This window comes from Bradyrhizobium sp. AZCC 1678, assembly GCF_036924765.1.
GTDB lineage: Bacteria > Pseudomonadota > Alphaproteobacteria > Rhizobiales > Xanthobacteraceae > Bradyrhizobium > Bradyrhizobium algeriense.
This window is the reverse complement of the sequence record NZ_JAZHSE010000001.1, coordinates 1,027,948-1,048,267: the sequence shown is the minus strand read 5'-3', so window position 1 is coordinate 1,048,267 and position 20,320 is coordinate 1,027,948. Positions and strand designations below refer to the sequence as shown.

Genomic DNA, 20,320 nt, shown 5'->3' with positions numbered 1-20,320 from the left:
TCCGGCGGAAAGAAACTGCATGGGCTTCCACACCATCGCCGGCGCCGCATTCCGGGCGCTGACCGCCCGGAAAGATGGCCCCTCGCTGTACGACGTCTGCGATCCCGTGCTGCTGAAATACCGCGGCGGCGACCCCCATCTCGGCAAGTTCTATCGGACGGCGCTGGGCAATCCGGCGCTGCGGCCGCTGCTGCGGCGGACCGGGCTGCCCGAGCTGCGGGACGAAAAACGACTGGGCACCTTGCAGGAGGCCCTGATAAGGGCGCGCGACGATGACGAGCCGGACTGGGCCGCGGTCGGCGCCCCGATCGCCGAGCTGATGGCCGATATCGGCGTGCATCACCCGGCCCCGCAGAAGCGGGCGGCCGCCGGCCGGGCGGCTGATGGAAGCGAGATCGACCGGGTGATCCGCCGCTGCGGCGCCCATCTGCTGGGCTCGTTCGCCAAGAACGGCTTCATCCCGACCTATGCGGCCTTCAACCTGATCGGCGACCCCGACATGGGCGGGCGCGAAATGCTGACGGCGCTGACCGGGCTGAACTCGCGCGGCTACAAGAACTCGACGCTCTTGTTCAGCCTGGCGCGGATCTTCATCGCGCATTCGCCGGCCCGCGCCCTGATCAACCCGCCCTGGACGGGCATCGCCGAGCCGATGTGGCAGCCGATGCAGATCCGCCACCGCTCGGCCTATTACGACGCCTTCTTCACCGAGGCGCTGCTGAGCTATGTCGAGAGCGGGCTGGCATCCGCCGATGAGGCCGCGGCGTCGCGGCGCGCGATTTCGGAAATGGTGGATTTCTGCCTGAAGACTTCAGCCGAGGAAGTATCCTCGCATGACGGCTCGACGGTGCGCGTGATCACGGCGCTGGCGCCGCTGCCGCATCCGCGCTTCTCGCGCTTCTTCGCCCAGATCAAGCAGGACCTAGGCTTCGGCATCTACGTGCCTGACTGTGACACCACCGCGTGCTCGTTCTCGGCGGCGACGCAAGCCGGTTCGACCGACCCGATCCTCGACCAGCCGCTGCTGGACTTCTACCGCGGCTATCAAGTGCGCGAGGGCGCCAACGAGCCGCGCGTCACCGTGCCGCTGAACGACAACATCGATTACGAGGGCGGCGTCGTCACCTGGATCGACAATCTCGCCGGCGACCGGCCCTACGGCAACGACCTCGATCCCACCCTCAATCTCGACATTCTCGAAGTCTCTTTCCGCAACCTTACGCGCTGGAAAATTTTGGAGACGCCTTCGCGGCTGGAGACGGTGCATCGCATCATCGGCTTCCAGCGGCGGCTGGTCGAAAGCGGCGCCTTTAGAAATCCGCGCTCGCACATCTATTATTTGCCGGAACTCTACTCCGCCTATTTCGGCCGCTGCCATGCCGCGTTCATGGCGTTGCCTGATGCGGCGCGGCAGGCGATCGATCCCGACGGCACGTTCGCGTTCATCCGCGGCAAGGTGCTGGCCTATGTCCAGGGAGAATTGATCGCGCGCGAGATGAACCCGTTCGACGCCGCGCTGGCGCTGATGGCGCTGGCGCATCTCGGCGCCGATGTTTCGAGCTTCGCGCCAGCGCTCAACTGCATCACGGCCCATCTCGGCGAAGGCGGCAGGCATGGGCCGTACAAGGCCTATGAATGGAACAAGATGAAGACGCCGACGCGGATTCTGGTCGGCGGGCCCGAGGTGACGTCGGCGTTTGTGTTGATGGGGCTGACGCTGGCGCGAGGCGTGATGATGAAGGGTATTGCGTGAAACGCGCTCGCTTACCCTCCCCTGGAGGGGGAGGGTCGGTTCGCATGGAGCGAAGCGAAATGCAAAACGGGGTGGGGTGATCTCTCAACTCGGGCACCGTTCGATAGGAGAGACTGTCACCCCACCCCGCCGAGCATCTCACGATGCTCGGCGACCCTCCCCCTCCAGGGGAGGGTTTGAACATCTCGCGGGAAGTTGAAAGCGATGCGACGTTCCGGCGCTGGCAAGATGGCCCCATTGTCCGCACTATCCGCATCATTTCGCTGAGACTGCCGATGAGTTTACGGAAATTGCTGTCCGCCGTTTTGCTGCTGTCGCTCCCCGCCATGGCGCAGGCGGCAGATATCACCGGCGTCCCGAAAATCCGTGAAGGCGATCACCTCCAGATCGGCAACAGCCGCATCCGCCTGGGCGGCATCGACGCGCCGGCCGTCGATCAGCTCTGCCTCAACACCAAAAGCGAGCGCTGGGCCTGCGGCGCCGCCGCGCGCGACGAACTGATCAAACGCTTCGGGGGCAAGAGCTGGACCTGCCATACCAGGGCCGTCACCGACCGCCGCGGCCGCACGGTGGCGCGCTGCGAGGCCGACGGCGAGGACATCCAGAAATGGCTGGTGTCAAACGGTTGGGCGCTGGCGGCTACACGTATCTCGCGCGACTATGAGGCAGATGAGAAAGCCGCGCGCGAGGCCCAGGCGGGGATGTGGCAAGGGGCGTTCATCGCGCCATGGGATTGGCGCGTCCGCAACAAGAAGACGGCGATCCTTGGCGCGGTCAAGCCGCCGGAGAACGCCAGGGCGATCCTGCTGGCGTCGGCATCCGGCTCGGTGGCGCCCTCGCCGGACTGCACCATCAAGGGCAATGTCAACCGCTCCGGCGAATGCATCTATCACCAGCCGACAAGCCGCTGGTATGCGAAGATCGAGATGAAGATCTCAAAGGGCACGCGCTGGTTCTGCTCGGTCGAGGAGGCCGAAGCCGCGGGCTGCCGCGAAACGCGGCGGTAGCACTACAGCCCAGACGTGCTACCCTTCGGGGGCCTGACATCGCGGAGCGCTGGATGTGACCGACACCGATGGTGCGCAATCCCCGGTCAAACCGAAGCGTTCGCTGTGGAAGCGCGCGGCCTGGATCTTGCTGCTCGTTGTCATCGTCTACGGCGCCGTCGCCTATCTGATACTGCCGTTTTTCTGGACCCATTACGAACATCAAAAAGGCCTCGCCCAATTACCTATGGTGACGCGGACCGGTCAGGGCATTCCCGGCGATCCGATCAATGTCGGGCTGGTCGGCGACACCAAGGACGTCGTCTGCGCGATGCACGCGGCCGGCTGGTACCCCGCCGACCGGATCACGCTGAAATCCTCGATCGAGATCGTCGGCAGCGTGCTGCTCGACCGGCCCTACAAGGACGCGCCGGTGAGCAATCTCTATTATCTCGGCCGCCGCGAGGATCTCGCCTATGAAAAGCCGATCGGGGCCAGCGCCGACCAGCGCAACCATGTGCGCTACTGGAAGGTGCTGGACAGCGGCGCGGAGAAGCGTCCGGTCTGGCTTGGCGCGGCCACGGAGGATCGCGGCGTCGGCGTCAGCAAATACACCGCTGCGGTCACGCACCACATCAGCCCCGATCTCGACGCCGAGCGCGCGCTGCTTGCGGCTGACCTGGAAACCGCCGGCATGGTCGAGGCGAAATATCAGGTCACCGGCATCGGGCCGACGATTGCGGGCCACAATGGCGGCGGCGATCTTTATTACACCGACGGCGAAATCTGGGTGCTGCGGCTGGTCGAAGCCTGCAAAAAGCGCGACGGACCTGCGGTGACGATCCCGAGCCCGCCGGCGACCGAATTGAAGGATCAGATCTGGGCCGCCATCGCCAAGGCGGTCGGGAAATAGCTGTGCTGATTGCCGTCGTTGTGAAGAGCAATGAGTGCAATTTGATCTATTTTGCAGCTCTGGATTGCTTCGCTGCGCTCGCAATGACGATCTCGATCGAATATTATGCCAGCTGAATCTCACGCGCCTCGATTCCGCGTGCTTGCCAATAAGGAAAAACAACAAATGACCGTTCGCGCGGGCCGGGAGTTTCTGGCCATCCCGGGACCTACCACCATGCCCGACGAAGTGCTGCAGGCGATGCATCGCCCGGCGCTCGATATCTATTCCGAACAGATGCTGGAACTGACCGACAGCCTGCTCGCCGATCTCTCAAAACTATTCGCTACCAAGGGCAAATCCTACATCTACATCGCCAACGGCCACGGCGCATGGGAAGCGACGCTGTCCAACGTATTGTCGCGCGGCGACAAGCTGCTGGTGCTGGAAAGCGGACGCTTTGCGATCGGTTGGGGTCAGGCGGCGGCGGCGATGGGCGTCGAGGTCGAAGTGCTGAAGGGCGACTGGCGCCGCGCGATCCGTCCCGCGGAAGTCGAGGCTCGGCTGAAGCAGGACAAGGATCACACCATCAAGGCGATCGTCGCGGTGCAGGTCGATACTGCGTCCGGCGCCTATAACGACGTCGAAGCGATCGGCAAGGCGATCAAGTCTACCGGCCATCCGGCGCTGTTCATGGTCGACACCGTGGCTTCGCTGGGCTGCATGCCGTTCGAGATGGATAGATGGGGCATCGACGTCGCGATGTCCGGCTCGCAGAAGGGCCTGATGACGCCGCCGGGCCTGGGCTTCGTCGCCGCCAACGACCGCGCCCGCGAAGTGCACAAAAAGGCCAACCTGCGCACGCCCTATTGGGACTGGACCGAGCGCGAAGGAGCCGAGCACTACCGTAAATATGCCGGCACCGCGCCGGTGCATTTGCTGTTCGCGCTGCGCAAGGCGATCGACATGCTCCATGTCGAGGGACTTGAAAACGCCTTTCTGCGTCATCGCCTGCTCGCCGAGGCGGTGCGCCGCGCGGTCGCGGCGTGGTCCGAGGGCCAGGTGCTCGGCTTCAACATCGCGGAGGCCAATGAGCGCTCCAACACGGTGACGACGGTGACGATGAACGGCTTCGATCCGGCTGCGCTGCAGCGCTACTGCAAGGACAAATGCGGCGTGGTGCTCGGCACTGGAATTGGCGATCTATCCGGCCAGGCGTTTCGTATCGCCCACATGGGCCATGTGAATGCGCCGATGATTCTGGGCACGCTCGGCGTCATCGAGGTCGGCCTCAACGCGCTCAATATTCCCCACGGCAAGGGCGGAACCGAGGCCGCGATCGAATATCTCGGCGAGAACGTCAGGGCGTGAGCCCCGACCTGTATCACTGGTAGGATGGGTGGAGCGAAGCGATATCCATCACGGCAGCAACGATGGGTATCGCTTCGCTCCACCCATCCTACAGGCCACTGTAGCGGTTGAGTGTTCGTAAGCTTGGAAGGAACGGCATAGCCGTTGCGACTGCACATGAACTACCTGCGCGGATTCTTCAGTTTCTACGGTCGGATAAACAGACTTCAATACGCGGTGGTCATGCTAGTTGGATACCTAGGATCGCTAGCCATCTTCGCGTTGACATGGCCCAGCCTTCACGCGATGGGCGATCTCGGCGTATTCACGGGGGTTGCAAATCTAATCGTTATTATCTGGGTTTTATTTGCAGCCATGGCGAAGCGGTTTCACGATATCAACAAATCGGGCCTATCCAGTTTACTTATTTGTCTCCCCGTCGCTGGATTGTTCACACCACTGGTTTTGCTTTTTTATCCGGGTGACGCCATGGATAACAGATTTGGACGACCTCCGGTCTGGTTCTAAAATAATCTGCGCTAAGGCGCGACCAAGACTAAGCGCCTGATTTATGAGTACACGCCTGGTTTGATTGATGGTTATCGCTGCGCTCCACCCGCACTGTCGTCCCCGCTAACGCAGGGTGACTGCATTTCACATGGTGAGAGAAATCGCGTTCTCGCGCTCCCTTAGCCGCATCTAAATGATGGGTATCGCTTCGCTCCACCCATCCTACTCTTTCCCATCCCGTTTTTGTACGTATACTGGCATACCAAGCCGGGCGCTGATCCGTGCACGAACAAGAGTGGGAGTGAGGCGATTGGCGTCCGTTGATTTGCGCGGCCTGACCAAGCGATTTGGGTCGCTTGCGGTGGTCGATAACGTCTCCTTGAAAATCGACCATGGACAATTGGTCTGCCTGCTCGGCCCCTCCGGCTGCGGCAAGACCACGACGCTGCGGCTGATCGCGGGTTTCCTCGAACCTTCCGACGGCGAGATCCATGTCGGCGAGCGGCTGGTGTCGTCGAAGGCGCGCACGCTGCCGCCCGAGCAGCGCAACATGTCGATGATTTTTCAGAGCTACGCGCTGTGGCCGCACATGACGGTGATGGAAAACATCGTCTACGGCCTGCGCCTGCGCAAAATGGACCGCGACACCATCGCGAAGAAACTGGCGGCGATTCTGGCCACGACAAAACTCGAGGCACTGGCGCAGCGCTATCCCGGCGAACTCTCCGGCGGACAACAGCAACGCGTGGCACTGGCGCGCGCGCTGATCGTCGAGCCGCAGACGCTGCTGCTCGACGAGCCGCTGTCCAACCTCGATGCCAATCTGCGCGAGGAGATGCGGTTCGAGATCCGCCGCCTGCACGATGAATATCGCTACACCACTGTCTACGTCACCCACGACCAGTCCGAAGCGATGACCACGGCCGACCTGATCGCGGTGATGAATGGCGGGCGGATCGACCAGCTCGGTACGCCCGAAGACATCTATGCCCGCCCCGAGTCCGAATTCGTCGCGCGCTTCATCGGCGCCAGCAATGTCATTAAGGGCACCGCGCGCGATGCCAACCACATTTCCTTTGCTGGCGCGACGTTGCAGGTGGTCGGCGCGCCGCTCACGGCGGGTGAGGGCGCCGTGGTCGCGATCCGCCAGCACGATATCGCCCTGTCGGCGCAGGCGCCGGCTTCGCCCGAGAACGCCATCAAGGCCGTCGTGACGCGGCAGGTCTATCTCGGCGCCGCGCGCGACTACATGGTGGAAGTGGTCGACGGCACCAGTCTGCGCGCCACCACGCCGACCGAAACCAATGTGCAAAAAGGCAGCGAGGTCTGGTTGACGCTGCCGCCCGAGCGCTGCCGGGCGCTGAGGCGTTAAAGAAAAAAGAAACAGGAGGACGCGATGAAGGGACGAAAACTTTCGCGGCGCGACATCCTGCAAGGCGCGGCTACGCTTGCCGCCGGCACCATGTTCGCCTCCACCGTTCGTGCCCAGGCGCCGGAGCCGGTCGCGATCACGCCTGATCTGGTGGAGGCGGCGAAGAAGGAAGGCAAATTGATCTTCTATTCGTCGATGGACCTGCCGGTCGGCGAAAAGCTCGGCAAGGCGTTCGAGGCCGCCTATCCCGGCATCACCATTCAGATCGAACGTTCCGGCTCGGAGCGGCTGTTTCAGCGGATCGACCAGGAATTCGGTTCAGGCATCCGCGCAGCCGACGTGATCAACACCTCGGATGCGTCGCACATCATCACCTGGAAGCGGAACAATTGGCTGGCGCCATTTGTATCGGAGGATATGGCCCGGCATTTTCTTCCTGAATATCGCGACCCCGACGGCATGTCCGCCACCTCGCGGATTTATTTGTCGTCGATTGCCTACAACACCAATCTGGTAAAGCCCGAAGACGCACCGAAGAGCTTTGCCGACCTGCTTGATCCCAAATGGGCAGGTAAGATGGTCAAGGGCCATCCGGCCTATAGCGGCACCATCATGACTGCGACCTTCCAGCTGGTCCGTGAACTGGGCTGGGATTACCTGGAGAAGCTGTCGAAGCAGCGGGTAATGCAGGTGCAGTCCTCGACCGATCCGCCGAAAAAGCTTTCGCTTGGCGAACGCGCCGTGATGGCCGACGGCAATGAATACGGCGTCGTGCTGCTGAAGGAAGCCGGCCAACCGGTTGAGCCGATCTATCCGGCCGAAGGCGCGCCGACGATTTCGGGGCCGACCGCTATCTTTGCGTCAGCGCCGCACCCAAATGCCGCACGGCTGTTCCAGGCCTGGCTGCACACCCGCGAGACCCAACAATTCTTCACCGACTTTACCGCGCAGTATTCCGTTCACGCGCAGGTGCAATCGAAGCCGGGGCGGCGGAAGATTACGGACATCAAGCTGATGAAGGAAGATGCCGCCGGGGTCGAGAAAATGGCCGAAGAGATCAAGACGCGCTATGCGCGGTTGTTCAGGGTTTGAGGGTGCGCGGCGGGTGTCCTTCTCCTTGCCTCTCCCCGCTTGCGGGGAGTCGAGACGAGCGAAGCTCGCTCTTAGGTCAGTGCGCATCGCCAGATGCGCGACGGGTGAGGGGCACTATCCGCGAGTCCGAATTTGCGGTGAGACCCCTCACCCCAACCCTCTCCCCGCAAGCGCGGGGCGAGGGAGCTGCACTTCGCTTGTGGAAATGACATGACCATCACCACCACCGACGCTCCCAAATCCCGCATCGACCTCACCCGCCCCGTCCTGTGGCTGTTCGCTGCCTTCATGATCGTGCTCATCGTGCTGCCGATGTCGTGGCTGGCGGTTTTCGCGTTCACGGACAAGGCACGGCATCCGACGCTGCAGAACTTCGTCACGCTGTTCACCGACCCAGCGTTCCTCGATCCGCTGCTGACGACCGCAATCATCGCCACCACCTCGGCGGTGGTCTGCTGCCTTGTCGCAGCTCCGATCGGCTGGCTGGTGTCGCGCACCGACATGCCGGGGCGGCAGACGATCCGCGCGCTGGTGACGGCGTCCTTTGTCACGCCGCCGTTTCTCGGCGCGGTCGCCTGGGAATTGCTGGCGGCGCCCAACAGCGGATTGTTGAACCAGCTCTATCGCTATCTCACCGGCGCCGAAGATCCGCTGTTCGACATCTATTCGTTGACCGGACTGATCTTCGTGATCTCCTGCTACACCTTTCCATTCGTGTTCGTGCTGGTCGCCAACGCGCTCGACAACATGCCGGGCGAGCTGGAGGACGCCTCCGCCATCCTCGGCGGCAAGGCCTGGACCACGGCGCGGCGCGTGACGATTCCCTTGGCGCTGCCCGCGTTGGTCGCGGGCGCCCTGATCGCGTTCCTGCAGGCGATGACGCTGTTCGGATCGCCCGCGATCCTGGCGCTGCCGGCCGGCTTCCACACCATGACGACAAAGATCTGGAGCCTGTTCCAGTATCCGCCAAAACTCGAACTTGCGGCGGCCGCCGCCGTGCCGCTGCTGCTGCTGACGATATTGCTGCTGCAGGGCCAGAAGTTTTTGCTCGGCCGCCGCGGCTTCTCCGTGGTCGGCGGCAAATACGGCGCGCCGCGCCCGATCGAGATGAAGGGATGGCGCTGGGTGGCGCTGGCGTTTTGTCTGCTCGTGCTGCTCAATCCTGTGTTCCTGCCCTATTTCGCGCTGCTCAACGCGGCGTTCTCGCCGAACGCGACCACGCTGGTGACGCCGTCGACGGCCACCCTGCACAACATCGTGTTCGTGTTCACCGAATTGTCGTCGACCCAGCTCGCGCTGAAGAACACCGTGATCCTGGGCGCATCGACGGCGACCATCGGCACGATTCTCGCCCTCGTCGTCGCTTATGTCACGACCCGGCGCGTGATCGCGAGCCATCGCGTGCTCGGCTTTCTCGCGACCGCCCCCGTCGCGGTGCCCGGCATCGTGCTCGGCGTCGGGCTGTTTTTGAGCTACACGCGACCGCCCTTCGTGCTCTACGGCACGCTGTGGATCCTGCTGGTGGCGTTCCTTACCATCAATCTGCCATCGGCCTATCAGCAATTGCAGGCGGCGTTCGCGACCATTCATCCCGAGCTGGAAGACGCCAGCCGCATCCTCGGCGCGACGCGGCTGCAAACGCTGCGCCAGATCACCGCGCCCTTGCTGCGCACCGGCGTGATCGCGACCTGGTGCTTCATCTTCATCGGCGTGATGCGGGAGCTATCCGCGGCGATCGTGCTGTTCACCTCGCAGACCAAGGTGCTGTCGGTCCTGATCTACGACCTCAACGAAAGCGGCGATCTCGCCGCGATTTCCGTGTTGGGCATCGCGATGCTGGTGATTACGTTTGCCGTGGTGCTCGCGGTGAATAGGATTCCGGTGTTCGGCGGCGGCGCCGCGGCGAGGCTGCGGAATAGTTAGAAGCCCCGAGCCGTAGGGTGGGCAAAGGCGCTCTTGCGCCGTGCCCACCATCAAACCCTCCGCAAGGAATGGTGGGCACGCTGTCGCTTTGCCCACCCTACACATCTGGTAATCCGCCACATTCGCTCCGATATAAGGCTCAATCATTGAGCCATACGAGGACCGCGTGACCCAAGCCGCCACCAAAAAGCCTGCCCTGTCGCCACCGATCGCTCCCCGCCGCCCGCACACCTTCACCACGCACGGCATTACGGTGACGGATGATTACGCATGGCTGAAAGACGCCAGATGGCAGGAAGTGCTGCGCGATCCAGCGATACTCGACCCGGATATCAGAAAGTATCTGGAAGCCGAGAACGACTACACCGAGAGCCTGCTCGGCCATACCGCGCCCCTGCAGAAGAAGCTGGTCGCGGAAATGCGCGGGCGGATCAAGGAAGACGATTCCAGCGTGCCCGCACCGGACGGCCCATTTGCTTATTTGCGAAAGTTCCGCGAGGGTGGGCAGCATGAACTGTTCGGCCGCACGCCGCGCGATGGCGGCGACGTGCAAATCGTGCTCGACGGCGACGCGCTGGCCACAAACCACGAATACTTCAAGTTCGGCAGCGCACGGCATTCGCATGACCACAAACTGCAGGCGTGGAGCGCCGATACCAAGGGCTCGGAATATTTCTCGATTCGCGTTCGCGATTGGAGCACTGGGGCCGATCGAGACGATTTGGTCGAGGAGACCGACGGCGGTATCGTCTGGAGCAAGGATTGCAACAGCTTCTTTTACGTCAAGCTCGACGACAACCATCGCCCGATGCAGGTCTGGCGCCACAAGCTCGGCACCAAACAGGCCGACGACACGCTGGTGTATGAGGAACAGGATTCCGGCTGGTTCACCCATCTGCATGAGAGCTCTTCCGGCCGCTTCTGCGTCATCGCCGGCGGCGACCACGAGACCTCAGAGCAACGGCTGATCGACCTCGACCATCCCGAGGCACCGCCGAGGCTGGTCGCGGCGCGCGAGGAAGGCGTGCAGTATTCGCTCGCCGACCGCGGCGATGAGTTGTTCATTCTCACCAACGCGGATGACGCGATCGACTTCAAGGTCGTGACAGCGCCCCTCGCCGCCCCCGAACGCGCCAACTGGCGCGACCTGATTCCATATCGCGAGGGCGTCTATGTGCTCGATGTCGAACTCTATGCCGGCCACATGGTGCGGCTGGAGCGCGCCAACGCGCTGCCCGCGATCATCATCCGCGATCTCGCGACGGGCGAAGAGCACGCCATCGCCTTCGACGAGGCGGCCTACTCGCTCGACACCATGGGCAGCTACGAGTTCGAGACCACGAATTTGCGGTTCTCCTATTCGTCGATGACGACGCCGGCGGAAGTCTATGATTACGACATGGCCACGCGGGCGCGCCTGCTGCGCAAGCGGCAGGAGATACCGTCCGGCCACAACCCGGCCGACTATGTCACCACGCGCATCATGGCGACCTCGCATGACGGCGCGTTGGTGCCGGTCTCGATCCTGCACCGCAAGGATCTGGTACGCGACGGCAAGGCACCGCTGCTGCTCTACGGCTACGGCTCCTACGGCATGGCGATGCCGGCCTCGTTCGCCGCCAACCGGCTGTCGCTGGTCGATCGCGGCTTTGTCTATGCGATCGCGCATATCCGCGGCGGCGCGGATAAAGGCTGGGGCTGGTATCTCGACGGCAAGCGCGAGAAGAAGACGAACTCGTTCGATGATTTCGCCGCGGCCGGGCGCGCACTGATCGAGGCGAAGTACACCAGCGCAAAGCGCATCGTCGGCCATGGCGGCAGCGCCGGCGGCATGCTGATGGGCGCGGTCGCCAACCGATCAGGTGAATTGTTCGCGGGCATCGTCGCCGAGGTGCCGTTCGTAGATGTGCTCAACACGATGCTCGACGACACGCTGCCGCTGACGCCGCCGGAATGGCCGGAATGGGGTAATCCGATCGAGAGCGAAAAGGACTTTCGCACCATTTTGACGTACTCGCCCTACGACAACCTCGCGGCAAAGGAGTATCCCGCCATCCTGGCGATGGGCGGCCTGACCGATCCGCGCGTCACCTATTGGGAGCCCGCGAAATGGATCGCGCGGCTGCGCCCGACCATGAGCGGCGGCGGCCCGGTGCTGCTGCGCACCAACATGGGCGCCGGCCACGGCGGCGCGTCGGGGCGGTTCAACCGGCTGGATGAAGTGGCGATCGCGTATGCGTTCGCGTTGTGGGCGGTGGGGATGGCGGAGAAGGCGGAGGTCTAAGTGGCTCCCTCACCCGGCGCTACGCGCCGGGTGAGGGAGCCGGCAACTCATTACGGCATCGTATAAGCCGTCTTGACCGTCGTATAGAACTCGGCGGCGTAGCGGCCCTGTTCGCGGGCACCGAAGCTGGAGCCCTTTCGGCCGCCGAACGGCACGTGGTAATCGACGCCGGCGATCGGCAGGTTCACCATCACCATGCCCGCTTCGGAATTGCGCTTGTAGTCGCTGGCGTATTTCAGGCTGGTGGTACAGATGCCGGATGACAGGCCAAACTCGGTGTCGTTGGCAGTCGCCAGCGCTTCGGCATAATCCTTGACCCTGATGACCGCGGCCACCGGCCCGAATATTTCCTCGCGCGCGATCCGCATCGTGTTGGCCACGCCGGTGAACAATGCCGGTTGCAGATAGAAGCCGGGCGCCGCGCGATTGAGAAGTTCGCCACCGAAGGCAAGCTTGGCGCCTTCGTCCTTGCCGATGCTGATATATTTGAGATCCTGATCGAGCTGGCTCTGATCTACCACCGGGCCGATATCCGTGCCGGCCTTGACGGCGTTGTCGACCTTCAGGCCGCGCATTCGCTCGGTGAGGGCCTCCACGAATCTGTCGTGGATGCCGGCGGTGACGATCAGCCGCGAGGCGGCGGTGCAACGCTGCCCGGTGGAAAAGAACGCGCTATTGGCGGCACATTCCACCGCGACCTTCAGATCCGCGTCATCCAGAACGACCAGCGGATTCTTGCCGCCCATCTCCAGCTGAAACTTCTTCATCGGCCGCGAGGCGATGCAGGCCGCCGCGACCTTCTTGCCGGTGGCCACCGAGCCGGTGAAGCTGATCGCGGCAACATCGGGATGCTCCAGCAAGACCGCGCCGACTTCAGAACCGCGCCCGATCACGAGGTTGAGCACGCCCTTGGGCAGGCCCGCCCGGTGTAGAATATCGACCAGCGCCCAGGTCGAGCCCGGAACAAGATCAGCGGGCTTGACCACCACGGTGTTGCCATAGGCCAGCGCTGGCGCGATCTTCCAGGCCGGAATCGCGATCGGGAAATTCCATGGTGTGATCAAGCCGACAACACCCAGCGCTTCGCGCGTGATCTCGATGTCGATGCCGGGGCGCACGGAAGCGAGTTTCTCGCCCGCCATCCGCAGGCATTCGCCGGCAAAGAACGCAAAGATCTGGCCGGCGCGCGCGACTTCGCCGATGCCTTCCGGCAGCGTCTTGCCTTCCTCGCGCGACAACAGCCGGCCCAGCTCGTCCTTGCGGGCCAGGATTTCGTCCGACGCCTTTTTCAGGATGTCGTAGCGCGCTTGCGGCGTCGATCGCGACCATGCCGGAAACGCCGCTTTGGCAGCCGCAATCGCAGCCTCGGCTTGCGCACGCGTGCCGCGCACGGCTTCGCCGACGATGTCCTTGGTATCGGATGGATTGACGTTCGGCGCGCGAGCACCATCGGACAACCATTCGCCGTCGATCAGATTGTTGAACATCAGCATGGGCGGTTTCTCCACTGTTACGTCGGTTTTGGATCGCGCGTCCGGGAATAGAAGACTATCGTCCGTTGGCCTTGCGCCAAGCAGCAAAATCCTTCGGCGTCTGCTCGTCGGTTGCGGGATAGAGGCCAAGGATCGAGCGGCCCTTGCGCACTTCCTCTGTAACAAAATCCTCGAACGCAGTCATCTCGACCGCCTCGTCCGCTATCTCATCCGCCAGGTGCGCCGGGATCACGATCACGCCGTCGCGATCACCGAGGATGACGTCGCCGGGAAACACCGGCGCGTCGCCGCAGCCGATCGGGACGTTGATCTCGATTGCCTGATGCAGCGTCAAATTGGTCGGCGCGCTCGGGCGGTGGTGATAGGCGGGAAAGCCGAGAGCCGCGATCTCGGCGGAATCACGAAAGCCGCCGTCGGTGATCACGCCGGCGCAGCCGCGCTGCATCAGCCGCGTCACCAGGATGGCGCCGGCGGACGCGGCACGGGCGTCCTTGCGGCTGTCCATGACCAGCACCGCGCCGGGCGGGCAATCCTCGATCGCCTTGCGCTGCGGGTGGCTGCGATCACGGAACACGTCGATCTTGTTGAGATCCTCGCGCGCCGGCATGTAGCGCAGCGTAAAGGCTTCGCCGACCAGCACCGGCTGATCGGGGCCGAGCGGGTGCACGTCCTGGATCATCTGGATGCGAAAACCGCGCTTGAACAGCGCGGTGGCGACGGTGGCGGTGGAGACCGTCTTGAGTTTGTTGCGGGTGGCGTCGCTCAGTTTTGTCATAGCTTTCTCGCTTTCTTCGTCGTCATTCCGGGGCGCTCGCGTTAGCGAGCTAACCCGGAATCTCGAGGTTCCACAATGTGCAATTGCACATTGGGGTTCGATGCTTCGCATCGCCCCGGAACGACAGGATCAATCAAACCGCCCCATGCGATTCCACATACAGCGCGTAGACCGAGTGGCAGCTCGTCATATAGAGGCGATTGTTCTTCGGGCCGCCGAAGGTGAGATTGGCGCAGCGCTCCGGCAGACGGATATGGGCGAGCGGCTTGCCGACGGGGCTGAACACCATGACGCCGTCGAGATCCTCGGACTTGCCCTTGAGCTGGAACACTTTTCGGCCGCCGACATCGGTCGGCTCACCTTGCAGCGCGCCGTTGGAGCCCCAGCCGCACCACAGATTGCCATCGCGGTCGACACGAAAACCGTCGAGCGCGCCCTGGTCGGCAGCGTCGATCAGCTTGGTCTTGCCGCCCACGGTGCCATCGGCGTTGACGTCAAAACTCCAGATGCTGCGATTCGGCGTACCCTTCCACTCCACGACATAGAGCTTCTTTTCGTCCGGCGAGAACGCGAGCCCGTTGGGATTGACGATGTCGGTAATGACGGCGGTGAGTTTGCCGTCCTTGGTGAGGCGATAGACGTTGGTGGTGGCCTGGTCGGGCTTTTCCTTCTTGCCTTCCCACTCGCCGTTGATGCCGAACAAGGGATCGGTGAACCAGATGGTGTCGTCGGACTTGACCACAATATCATTGGGCGCGTTCAGCCGCTTGCCCTCGAACTTGTCGGCGAGCACGGTGATCTTGCCGTCCTTCTCGGTGCGGGTGACGCGGCGGGTGACCGAATGCTCGCAGGTGACGAGCCGGCCCTGGCGGTCGCGGGCGTTGCCATTGGCGTAGTTGGCGTTAGCGCGGAAGACGCTGGTCTGGTTGGTCTTCTCGTCGAACTTCATGATGCGATTGTTCGGGATGTCGGAGAACAGGAGATAGCCGCCCTCGGGGAAGTATGCCGGCCCTTCGGCCCAGCGCATGCCGGTCGCGACCTGCTCGACTGTCGAAGAATAGATCCGGTATTTCGCAAAACTCGGATCGAGAATCTGCACGGCCGGATCGGGGTAGCGCTGGTTCGGCGTGAAGGGGAATGATTGCGCAGCCGCGCTGCGGGCGAGAAGCGTCGAAGCGGCAGCGGCGCCGGCCCCTGCGAGCAGGTTGCGTCGAGACATGGTCATTGGTAGTCCTCCCCTGGGTCGTCTTCTGTTTTTGCTCAGCTCTTAGAACATCATTGCCTGCGACAAACGCGAAGCGTTTGCGCAAGGGAGCGAAGCGACGAAGCAATCCACTCTTTCTTCGTGCCGTGAGATGGATTGCTTCGCTTCGCTCGCAATGACGTATTACCGCTGGACGGATTACGGCTAGTAAATCGAGGGCTCCTCCACCGGCGCCCCAAACCCGGTCTCCAGAAAATCGAAATCGCAGCCTTCATTGGCCTGCTTGATATGCTTGGTGAACATCCAGCCATAGCCGCGCTCGTAGCGCGGCTCCGGCGCCTTCCATGCGGCACGGCGCTCTGCGAGTTCGGCTTCCGGGACATCGAGGTTGATGGTGCGTGCGTTGACGTCGAGCGTGATCTTGTCGCCGGTTCGCACCAGGGCCAGCGGGCCACCGACATAGGACTCCGGCGAGACATGCAGGATGCAGGCGCCGTAGCTGGTGCCGCTCATGCGCGCGTCCGACAGCCGCACCATGTCGCGCACGCCCTGCTTCACCAGTTTTGTCGGGATCGGCAGCATGCCCCATTCCGGCATGCCGGGCCCGCCTTGCGGGCCGGCATTGCGCAGGATCAGCACGTGATCGGCGGTGACGTCCAGATTCGGATCGTCGATCGCCTTCTTCATCGAGGGATAATCGTCGAACACCAGCGCCGGGCCGGTGTGCTTGAGGAAGCGCGGTTCGCAGGCGCTGGGCTTGATCACGCAGCCGTCGGGCGCGAGATTGCCCTTGAGCACGGCGAGCGCGCCCTCCTTGTAGATCGGGTCCTTCACGGTACGAATGACGTCGTCATTATAGACTTCGGCGCGCGCGATGTTGTCGCCGAGCGTCTCGCCGGTCACCGTCATGACGTCGAGATGCAGATGCTCCCTGATGCGGCTCATCAGGCCCGGCAGGCCGCCGGCATAGAAGAAATCCTCCATCAGGTATTTATCGCCGCTCGGGCGCACATTGGCGATCACAGGCACCTTGCGGCTGGCCGTTTCGAAATCGTCGAGCCCGATGTCCTGGCCGGCACGACGCGCCTGCGCGATCAGATGGATGATCGCGTTGGTCGAGCAGCCCATCGCCATCGCAACCGTAATGGCGTTCTCGAAGGCTTTTCGGGTCTGGATTTTTTCCGGCGTCAGATCCTCCCACACCATCTCGACGATGCGGCGGCCGCATTCCGAGGCCATGCGGATGTGGCCGGCATCAGCGGCGGGAATCGAGGACGCGCCCGGCAAGGTCATGCCGATCGATTCCGCAATCGCCGTCATGGTGGAGGCGGTGCCCATGGTCATGCAGGTGCCGTAGCTGCGGGCGATGCCGGCTTCGACATCGACCCAGTCCTTGTCGGAGATTTTCCCCGCGCGCCGCTCGTCCCAGTATTTCCAGGCGTCCGAACCCGAGCCCAGCGTCTTGCCCTTCCAGTTGCCGCGCAGCATAGGGCCCGCGGGCAGATAGATCGTCGGGAGGTTCATGCTGGTGGCCCCTAACAGCAGGCCCGGCGTGGTCTTGTCGCAGCCGCCCATCAGCACCACGCCGTCGACGGGATGGCCGCGCAGCAATTCTTCGGCGTCCATCGCCAGCATGTTGCGATAGAGCATGGTGGTCGGCTTCAAAAACGATTCCGACAGCGACAGCGCCGGCAGCTCCATCGGGAAACCGCCCGCCATCAGGATGCCGCGCTTGACGTCGTCGACGCGGCTCTTGAAATGCATGTGGCAGGGCTGCGCATCCGACCAGGTGTTGAGGATCGCGATCACAGGCCGGCCTTTCCACTCCTCCGGCGCATAGCCCATCTGCATGGCGCGCGAGCGGTGGCCGAAAGCGCGGAGATCGTCGGGCGCGAACCAGCGCGCGCTCCGGAGTTCGGCGGGGTTCTTCTTGGTCATGATTGCGTACCCCATTTTTGGACGGTGTTGCGCTCGATCGTGCGGAAGATCAGGTTCTCGACAATCAAGCCGATCACGATCACCGTCAACAGGCCAGCGAACACCGCAGGGATATCCAGCAGGTTACGGTTTTCGAAAATGAACCAGCCGAGACCACCCTGCCCCGACGACACGCCGAACACGAGTTCGGCGGCGATCAGCGTGCGCCAGGCAAACGCCCAGCCGATCTTAAGGCCGGTCAGGATAGAACCGAATGCAGCAGGAATGAGAATACGGGCGACATAGGGCAAACCGCGCAGGCCGTAATTACGGCCGACCATGCGCAGCGTGTTCGACACGCTCTTGAAGCCGGAATGGGTGTTGAGCGCGACCGGCCACAGCACCGAATGGATCAACACGAACACGAGGCTGCCATTGCCCAACCCGAACCAGATCAGCGCCAGCGGCAGCAGCGCGATCGCCGGCAAGGGATTGAACATCGCGGTGATGGTTTCGAGAAAATCCGTGCCGATCCGGGTCGAGATCGCGAGAACGGTGAAGATCGCCGCGAGCACGATGCCGGCGGCATATCCCATGAACAGTACTTTTAGCGACGCCCACGCGCGCATGGGAATAGTCCCATCGCGCACCTTGTCGAACATCGTCAGAATCGTGTCGTGGAAGGTCGGGAACAGCAGCGGATTGTCGAGGACGGTGCCGTAGATCTCCCAGGCTGCGGCGAGGAAGATGATGATAACGGATTTGCGGACGAAGCCGTCGTTCCACAACAGCTCCGGCACCGTCAGCTTGCGCTCGACTTCCGTCGGAACAACCGCCGCCAGGTCTGCGGCATCGCGCAGCAGGATTTTGGCCTCGCCCATCGCGCGCTCCCCCTCAGTGTGCCGTCACGGCGTCGGCGAACAGCAAATCGTGGATCTGCTTTTCCAGCCGGGCGGCGCTGCCGTCCTCGCCGGAGACCTTGTCGACATCGACGACCTCGGCCTTGACCCGGCCGGGATGCGGCGACAGCAGCAGGATGCGGTTGCCGATCTTGATCGCTTCCGCGATCGAATGGGTGACGAACAGGACGGTGAACTTTGTTTCCGCCCATAGTTGCAGCAATTCATCCTGGCAGGTCCGCCGCGTCAGCGCGTCGAGCGCGGCGAACGGCTCATCCATCAACAGAATATCCGGCTCCATCGCCATGCCGCGGGCGATCGCCACGCGCTGCTTCATGCCGCCGGACAGCGTGTGCGGATAGGCATCGACGACGCGGGTGAGGCTGACCTTCTCGATATAAGCGCGCGCCCGCATCTCCGCGTCCTTGCGCGGCAGGCGGCGCGTCATCAGCAGCGGAAACATCACGTTTTCCAGCACCGTCTTCCACGGCAGCAACTGGTCGAACTCCTGAAAGATCATCATCCTGTCGGCGCCGGGTTCGGATATTTCGCGGCCCGAGATGCGCATCTTGCCTTCGCTCGGCGTCATGTAGCCGCCGACCGCCTTCAACAGCGTCGACTTGCCACAACCGGAAGGGCCGAGCAGCACGAAGCGATCGGAACGATCGACCGTGAAGCTGACCCGCTCGGTCGCGGTCACCACCGCGCTCGAAGTCTTGTAGCGCAGCGTTACGTCACTGACATCGAGAAGCGCGGCCATGTCGATCAATTACCCTTCAGGTCGTGCGCGACCGGCAGATAGTAATCGGTGAAGGCTTTTGGCATGGTCTTCAGCGTGCCGACCTTGAACAGATGGGCGGCGAATTTCATGGTGCCCTGCGGCTGCAGGTTCCATTCCATCATGCCGGGCTCCTTGAGCCACGCCAGCAGATCGTCGACGCTGGTCTTGTCGCCGGTGACTTCCTTGTAGATCTCGACCGCGGCCTTGGTGTCGCTGCGGATCAGGTCCTGCGCCTCCTTGGTGGCGTCGCGCACCGCCTGCACGATCTTCGGGTTGGCGTCGGCGAATTTGGTCGTCGTGAAGAACTGCGCCTGGCTGAGCGGGCCGCCCATCACGTCGGGCGACGACAGCACCACATGCGCGCCGGGGACGTTCTTCAGTTCGAGGAACGTGAACGGCGGAATCGAAAAGTGATTGCGCACCTCGTGCTGGGTGTTGGTCAACGCGACATAGGCGTCGGGATGGCCGAGCTGCACGGTGTTGGGATCGAGCTTCGACCACTGGTCGGCGCCGAAGGCTTCGGCGGCCGCGATCTGCAGCACGATCGCCTGCGTCGAGACCTTGACGGTGGGCACCGCGATCTTGTCGTTCGGACCAAAGTCCTTGATCGACTTGATATTCGGATCACGGCTGATCAGCGTCATCGGCTGCGCCGAGGTGGCGACGATGCCCTTGACGCCGCCGCGGGTACGATCCCACAGCAGCAGGAGGTTGCCGGTTCCGGTATTGAGGATATCGACGCTGCCGGCGAGCAATGCATCGGTCTGCGCGCCACCGCCGCTCAAATTGATCCATTTGGTGGTGACGCCGGGAACGCCGAGGGAAGCCGCGTGCTTCTCGATCAGCTTGTTCTTTTCCATGATGTGCGAGGGCATGTAGAAAATGCCCGGCTGCCGCGACAGGGTGATCTCCGACTTCTGCTGCGCCGATGCCTGAGAGTCCGGCAGCATCATCAGCATCGCAACGGCGCCCGCGCAGGCGCTCCACATCCTGTTTTTCATTGTGCATCTCCTCCGGCGCCTCGTTGACGCTTCCGGGGAGATGCACTAATGTATTAGTGCATCTGAGGCAAGTCCCTTCTGAAAACGG

16 protein-coding genes are annotated in these 20,320 nt (G+C 62.9%); 9 read left to right on the top strand and 7 right to left on the bottom strand.

The window, feature by feature from the left end:
• The first annotated feature begins 19 nt into the window (after positions 1–19).
• The 9 genes from V1294_RS04990 (at position 20) to V1294_RS04955 (ending at position 12,162) form a co-directional block, all read left to right on the top strand.
• On the top strand, positions 20–1,753 hold the full coding sequence (locus V1294_RS04990; protein ID WP_334495522.1) for a hypothetical protein: 1,734 nt from the start codon (positions 20–22) through the stop codon (positions 1,751–1,753).
• A gap of 275 nt (positions 1,754–2,028) precedes the next feature.
• Positions 2,029–2,760 (top strand): thermonuclease family protein, encoded by a 732-nt coding sequence (locus tag V1294_RS04985; RefSeq protein ID WP_334488294.1) that lies wholly within the window; start codon positions 2,029–2,031, stop codon positions 2,758–2,760.
• Between the two features lie 55 nt (positions 2,761–2,815).
• Entirely contained in the window at positions 2,816–3,652 is an 837-nt protein-coding gene (locus V1294_RS04980) for an LssY C-terminal domain-containing protein (protein ID WP_417021220.1), read from the top strand.
• A gap of 165 nt (positions 3,653–3,817) precedes the next feature.
• Positions 3,818–5,002, top strand: coding sequence for a pyridoxal-phosphate-dependent aminotransferase family protein (locus V1294_RS04975; RefSeq protein ID WP_334488291.1), 1,185 nt, complete (start codon positions 3,818–3,820; stop codon positions 5,000–5,002).
• A 156-nt stretch (positions 5,003–5,158) separates the two neighbouring features.
• Entirely contained in the window at positions 5,159–5,509 is a 351-nt protein-coding gene (locus V1294_RS37890; protein WP_417021219.1) for a DUF805 domain-containing protein, read from the top strand.
• A gap of 292 nt (positions 5,510–5,801) precedes the next feature.
• Positions 5,802–6,863, top strand: coding sequence for an ABC transporter ATP-binding protein (locus tag V1294_RS04970; protein ID WP_334495519.1), 1,062 nt, complete (start codon positions 5,802–5,804; stop codon positions 6,861–6,863).
• 24 nt (positions 6,864–6,887) lie between these two features.
• Positions 6,888–7,955, top strand: coding sequence for an ABC transporter substrate-binding protein (locus V1294_RS04965; RefSeq protein WP_334495517.1), 1,068 nt, complete (start codon positions 6,888–6,890; stop codon positions 7,953–7,955).
• A gap of 210 nt (positions 7,956–8,165) precedes the next feature.
• Positions 8,166–9,878, top strand: coding sequence for an ABC transporter permease (locus tag V1294_RS04960; RefSeq protein WP_334488284.1), 1,713 nt, complete (start codon positions 8,166–8,168; stop codon positions 9,876–9,878).
• 166 nt (positions 9,879–10,044) lie between these two features.
• Complete coding sequence (locus V1294_RS04955; protein ID WP_334495515.1) at positions 10,045–12,162, top strand: S9 family peptidase; 2,118 nt, start codon at positions 10,045–10,047, stop codon at positions 12,160–12,162.
• Positions 12,163–12,212: 50 nt separating this feature from the next.
• Here V1294_RS04955 and V1294_RS04950 read toward each other — a convergent pair whose 3' ends face one another.
• The 7 genes from V1294_RS04950 to V1294_RS04920 all read right to left on the bottom strand — a co-directional run bounded on the left by V1294_RS04950 (position 12,213) and on the right by V1294_RS04920 (position 20,220).
• Positions 12,213–13,655, bottom strand: coding sequence for an aldehyde dehydrogenase family protein (locus tag V1294_RS04950; RefSeq protein WP_334495513.1), 1,443 nt, complete (start codon positions 13,653–13,655; stop codon positions 12,213–12,215).
• A gap of 55 nt (positions 13,656–13,710) precedes the next feature.
• Positions 13,711–14,430: a ribonuclease activity regulator RraA gene (locus tag V1294_RS04945; protein ID WP_334495511.1), complete on the bottom strand. Its 720-nt coding sequence runs from the start codon at positions 14,428–14,430 to the stop codon at positions 13,711–13,713.
• Positions 14,431–14,563: 133 nt separating this feature from the next.
• On the bottom strand, positions 14,564–15,655 hold the full coding sequence (locus V1294_RS04940; protein ID WP_334495509.1) for an SMP-30/gluconolactonase/LRE family protein: 1,092 nt from the start codon (positions 15,653–15,655) through the stop codon (positions 14,564–14,566).
• A gap of 183 nt (positions 15,656–15,838) precedes the next feature.
• Complete coding sequence (gene araD / locus V1294_RS04935; protein ID WP_334495507.1) at positions 15,839–17,572, bottom strand: L-arabinonate dehydratase; 1,734 nt, start codon at positions 17,570–17,572, stop codon at positions 15,839–15,841.
• Entirely contained in the window at positions 17,569–18,432 is an 864-nt protein-coding gene (locus V1294_RS04930) for an ABC transporter permease (protein ID WP_334488272.1), read from the bottom strand. The genes araD and V1294_RS04930 overlap by 4 nt, the downstream gene beginning before the upstream one ends.
• Positions 18,433–18,445: 13 nt before the next feature.
• Positions 18,446–19,210: an ABC transporter ATP-binding protein gene (locus V1294_RS04925; RefSeq protein ID WP_334504494.1), complete on the bottom strand. Its 765-nt coding sequence runs from the start codon at positions 19,208–19,210 to the stop codon at positions 18,446–18,448.
• Between the two features lie 5 nt (positions 19,211–19,215).
• Positions 19,216–20,220 carry an ABC transporter substrate-binding protein gene (locus V1294_RS04920; RefSeq protein WP_442895423.1) on the bottom strand — a complete coding sequence of 335 codons (1,005 nt, stop codon included), beginning with the start codon at positions 20,218–20,220 and terminating at the stop codon, positions 19,216–19,218.
• Positions 20,221–20,320: the final 100 nt, after the last annotated feature.

Coding starts and splice junctions, on each gene's coding strand:
- V1294_RS04930 (WP_334488272.1), bottom strand. CDS start 18,432: ATGGGCGAGGCCAAAATCCTGCTGCGCGATGCCGCAGACCTGGCGGCG.
- V1294_RS04950 (WP_334495513.1), bottom strand. CDS start 13,655: ATGCTGATGTTCAACAATCTGATCGACGGCGAATGGTTGTCCGATGGT.
- araD (WP_334495507.1), bottom strand. CDS start 17,572: ATGACCAAGAAGAACCCCGCCGAACTCCGGAGCGCGCGCTGGTTCGCG.
- V1294_RS04920 (WP_442895423.1), bottom strand. CDS start 20,220: ATGTGGAGCGCCTGCGCGGGCGCCGTTGCGATGCTGATGATGCTGCCG.
- V1294_RS37890 (WP_417021219.1), top strand. CDS start 5,159: ATGAACTACCTGCGCGGATTCTTCAGTTTCTACGGTCGGATAAACAGA.
- V1294_RS04975 (WP_334488291.1), top strand. CDS start 3,818: ATGACCGTTCGCGCGGGCCGGGAGTTTCTGGCCATCCCGGGACCTACC.
- V1294_RS04960 (WP_334488284.1), top strand. CDS start 8,166: ATGACCATCACCACCACCGACGCTCCCAAATCCCGCATCGACCTCACC.
- V1294_RS04990 (WP_334495522.1), top strand. CDS start 20: ATGGGCTTCCACACCATCGCCGGCGCCGCATTCCGGGCGCTGACCGCC.
- V1294_RS04945 (WP_334495511.1), bottom strand. CDS start 14,430: ATGACAAAACTGAGCGACGCCACCCGCAACAAACTCAAGACGGTCTCC.
- V1294_RS04965 (WP_334495517.1), top strand. CDS start 6,888: ATGAAGGGACGAAAACTTTCGCGGCGCGACATCCTGCAAGGCGCGGCT.
- V1294_RS04985 (WP_334488294.1), top strand. CDS start 2,029: ATGAGTTTACGGAAATTGCTGTCCGCCGTTTTGCTGCTGTCGCTCCCC.
- V1294_RS04925 (WP_334504494.1), bottom strand. CDS start 19,210: ATGGCCGCGCTTCTCGATGTCAGTGACGTAACGCTGCGCTACAAGACT.
- V1294_RS04940 (WP_334495509.1), bottom strand. CDS start 15,655: ATGACCATGTCTCGACGCAACCTGCTCGCAGGGGCCGGCGCCGCTGCC.